Source organism: Paenibacillus sp. 01T422, from assembly GCF_056398785.1.
Genome location: NZ_JBFTQB010000518.1, coordinates 1 through 4,549, shown reverse-complemented (window position 1 = coordinate 4,549; position 4,549 = coordinate 1). Strand labels below are relative to the sequence as shown.

3 protein-coding genes are annotated in these 4,549 nt (G+C 48.5%); all 3 read right to left on the bottom strand.

The window, feature by feature from the left end; genetic code table 11:
* Positions 1-267: 267 nt before the first annotated feature.
* Positions 268-1,488 carry a mandelate racemase/muconate lactonizing enzyme family protein gene (locus tag AC1DUA_RS24785; RefSeq protein WP_477502300.1) on the bottom strand — a complete coding sequence of 407 codons (1,221 nt, stop codon included), beginning with the start codon at positions 1,486-1,488 and terminating at the stop codon, positions 268-270.
* A gap of 37 nt (positions 1,489-1,525) precedes the next feature.
* Positions 1,526-2,593, bottom strand: a complete 1,068-nt coding sequence (locus AC1DUA_RS24780; RefSeq protein ID WP_477502299.1) for a tartrate dehydrogenase — start codon at positions 2,591-2,593, stop codon at positions 1,526-1,528.
* A gap of 19 nt (positions 2,594-2,612) precedes the next feature.
* Positions 2,613-4,549: helix-turn-helix domain-containing protein (locus AC1DUA_RS24775; protein ID WP_477502298.1), on the bottom strand; the 1,937-nt coding region annotated here is incomplete at its 5' end.

Here is a 4,549-nt window from a genome sequence, read left to right as displayed (position 1 = left end):
AGGGTCGGATGTGATCTTGTTCTCGCTCATACAATCACCTCCATAACTGTATGATAAGATATATTACTATGTCTGTCAATGTACTGTTTTAATTGTATGACGCAGGGATACCAGCGGGGAACAAGCTGGGATTTTGAAATCACGCAAGACCAGATAAATCAGTCGTTTACCTGTATCCAAAAAAAATAGGCCAATCGGATAAACTCCGATTGGCCTTATTATCGTGCGTCTCTATTGGACGCCCATATTTGATGATAATCTGAAATATCAAACCTTTAAAGCTCTACGAAGTATAGCATTCACCGTCGCCACGTCCATACCAAGACCAGGACCTGTCGGCGTATAAATGACACCGTTTTTGGACTCCTTCGGTGGAGAAAACAGAAACCCAGTCGTTTTGACCCCTGACTTATCTTCCTGGAACTTGCCAATGTTCGGAATGTATGAAGCGTAATGCAGCACGTACACGTAGCCGAACCCGCCGGAAATATGCGGCGTCACAGGAATCCCTTTGAGCGCCGCCATTCGTGCGATACGCGTGTTGCGGATAAAGCCGCCGTTGTATTGCAAATCCGGCTGTATGACCTGAGCGGCGTCATTGTCGATGATCCAGCGAAAGCGGCGCATGCTCGTCTCCTGCTCGCCGAATGCCAGCGGAATCGCTAGATTGTCAGCGACTTCCTTCGTATCCTCAAGATGTTCGAACGGACACGGTTCTTCATAGAAGAAGGCATCGATTTCTTCGAGCATTTTGCCGTATTCGATCGCGACCGGAGGATCGTATGAGCCATTGCCGTCGGCGTGGATGGCGATGTCATCACCTAGTTCACGGCGCGCCATATAGATCAGTCCCTCCGAGCGGCCTGCGAGGGAATCGGCATTTTTGCTCATACGGCCGCCTACCTTAAACTTGACCGCCTTCGCCCCTGTGTCAGCCATGCGTCGCTGCAGAACCTCGATCTCTTCTTGCGGCGTCGTGCCCCGGTTGCCACTGGCCACATAGATTGGCACTTCAGAGCGGATAACGCCACCTAGCAAATCGCCGATTGGCTTGTTGACAATGCGACCCAGCATATCCAGCAGACTCGCCTCTACCCAGGAGATGCAGCACCATAAAGCAAGACCCGACAGCTTGTAATTACTTTCGTATACGTAGACGCCGTCAAGCAATTCCTCCAGTTCACGTGCATCCTTACCTACAAAAAACGGAATAATGAGCTGCTTCAACAGTGGGTACAAATAGGCTGCACGTTCACTCGCTACCGCTACCCCTTCGGAGCCGTCCTTGGAACGTGTGCGCAGAAAATACAGCCCATTGTTAAACAGCAACTCCATCGACTCGATAATTACAGGGCTTGTAATCGTATCTACATTAAGCACCTTGGAGTTCGCCGCTTCCTCCAACTCCACAGTGGAAACACGAGTTGGAGCCTGCCTTTTAGCGCTGTCGAGATACAAATATGATAAATCACTATATGGTTTACTCATAAGAAGCTACCTCCACAATTGAATTCTAACCACGCTTTTAGATTTGTTTGGTATATTTCAATCTACGAATAATCTCTGCCGTCACTTCACGAGTCGTAGCTGTACCACCGATATCCTTCGTTTTAATCCCAGCATCCGTAACGCTCTCAACCACAACAAGCAGATGCTGCCCGATCTCCTGATAGCCGAAATGGTCCAGCATCATTTTGGCTGTCCAGATCTGTCCGATGGGATTGGCAATTCCTAGTCCAGATATGTCCGGCGCGGAGCCGTGAACGGGTTCGAACATCGACGGATGCTTCCCGTTCAGGTTAATGTTGGCGGCTGGGGCGATGCCAATACTGCCCATAATGGCGGCGCCAATATCAGTCAGGATGTCGCCAAACAGATTGCTCGCCACGACTACATCAAACACCTGCGGCTTCGTCACAAAAAAGGCCGCCAGCGCATCAATATGCGTCGAAGTCGTCTGCACGTCGGGATAATCCTTGCCCACATCCTTAAATACTTCGTCCCAGAACGGCATGGAATACACGATGCCGTTCGATTTGGTGGCACTGGTCACATGACCCCRACGCTTACGGGCGAGATCGAACGCATACCTCATCGCTCGTTCGGTGCCCGTGCGTGTAAACACAGCGTTCTGGATCGCAATTTCATCGTCACCTTTATGAATGCGGCCGCCTATTTCGCTGTATTCGCCTTCACTATTCTCCCTTACAACGAGAAGATCAAAATCTTTCGGCTGGAGCAGAGGCGAAGAAAGACCACGGAAATATTTGGCCGGCCGGATGTTGATCACCTGCTGGAATTCTCGACGAATTTTAATAAGCAATCCCCATAACGATACATGATCGGGCACTCGCGCAGGGTCGCCGACTGCCCCGAGAAACACCGCTGCAAAGTTTTGAAGCGTTTGCAATCCATCATCAGGCATCATCTTGCCATGCTGTCCATAATAATCACAGCTCCACGGAAAGAACTCGTACCGAAATGAAATTCCGCCGTGTACCTCCGCCACCGCATTCAGCACCTCCAACGCCGCAGGAACAACCTCCTTACCAATACCGTCTCCCGGTATAACCGCAATCTCTAACAGCTTCATGATACTCCCCTCCTCTTTTTTAAGACTTGTATGCTCGATACTGCATGTTATTAAGCCGTTCCTCGCGGTAGGCGCCCGGAGTAATCCCAACTAGCTTGCGGAAAGAACGGATGAAGTTCTGGGAATTATTATATTGAAGTTTCTGGGCGATTTCAGATACTTTCATATCGGTCTCTTCAAGCATTTCTTTTGCTTTCAAGAGTCGATACTGCAATAAATAGTCGCTAAAGCTGATACCCAGCTCCTGCCGCAGCACTTTGCTGATGTAGCTCGGGTGATAATTAAGCAAGGTGGAGCACGACTCCAAACTAATTTCACTATCGAAGTTACTGTGAATCAACTGGGTAACTTCTTCTGAAATCGACTTATGTCTCGTGCGTCGCTGATCGTCATAGACGCGGATGATTGGCTCAATCAACTTGTTTCTGAACCAATGCCGCACCTCATCCACGGATGATAGCGCATTCAACTGTTCGAGAAGCGGAGCCTCCCCTTCGGGTATGTCAATCGTCGCACCGCCGCTCTCCTGAAGCAACCAGATCAGGTTGACGAAGAACCTCGTGACAGCGATCTGATAGTCATTATAGTTTACATACTGGCGGGAAATTTCCTCGAAAAATTCATGTAGCAGTTCCTGAGCTTTATCCCGATCTGCCATTTTGACTGAATCGCGAATTTGCCGCTCCAGCTCCTTCGGATACGCATTCGTCACATTGTGGGCTGGCTGGACGTCATCGATGTGTAAGATCGTCTTTTGACCGTACATCACCCGATATTTCAATGCATCTATCGCTTCCTTATAAGCTTGGTTAGCTTGCCTCAACCCGTCATAAGACCTGCTGATCCCAATACTAATCCGCAGCTTCAAATATTGTTCAAGGGTATCCTGCACATTTTTGGCTAGCGAATATATGTAAGTGCGGAAGTCCTCTACCGACCCCGGTTCCTCAAATACAAGCGTTACTTGCGAAGACTGCAAGACGATCGGCAGCAACCGCTGCGCCGAAGGTATAAGATCACTGACCATGTTGTTAATCGCAAATAACAGTAGCTCGCTATCTCGCTCCTCGTACCGAGTGCCCTTGAGTGTATCCATCTGAATCGTTAGCACGGCCATTCGCCGGCCAGCTACACTCATGCCACCAAGCTTTTCATTGATTTCAGACGGGTTGAAGTCCCCACGAACGAGCTTTAGCACGTAATATTCCTCTAGTTGGCGCGTATGACTTCTAAGTTTATCTGYCATCTGCACCTGATCACTGCGCATCTTCATGAACCCTTCATTGATCATACTAAATTCATCTACCCGCTTACGCTCCGGATCTTGCTGTGAAAATAAGGATAAATACAGCCTATGAATCGGTGCATACATCCGTTGGGAGCCTGCCAGTGAAATCAACACAGCAAGCAGTAGCATAGTGACACAAGTAGCTAATATAATCCAACCGGTCCTCCGCGACTCGAATTTGATTTGTTCAATAGGAATCAAAGAGATATAAATCCATCCGTTGAACGAGGATCGTTGATACGCCACACCGACCTGGGCGCCACCTACCAACGACTCAAACAAGCCGGACTTTTCTTCATTCCCACGCAAATTCCCTACAATAGTCTGCAAGGTTGCCGTGTCGACCATACTATTCTCACTTTGAGTCGCTAGTACCGAATAATCCTCATCTAGAATCATCACTTCACCGAGTGTATTATTTTTGGCCAAAAAGTGGCGAAGCTGCCCGCCGTTTATTTCGACGATCAACATGCCGAGCGGCTTCTCGGTGAAAGCCGGAACCTTTTTAACCAAACTAAATGTCAATGTATTGTCTGCATTACGATTGCGAAGCAAACTTACCTTCTCCACATTCCAAAACTTGTTTCGGTCGATGTGCAAATACTCATCGATCACAGATGCTTTCTCGGGAGACAATGGATTATATCCTTCCGAGTTCAAGATACGTC

Excerpts from the sequence above, each read along its gene's own strand:
- AC1DUA_RS24785 (WP_477502300.1), bottom strand. The coding sequence starts at position 1,488 with ATGAGTAAACCATATAGTGATTTATCATATTTGTATCTCGACAGCGCT.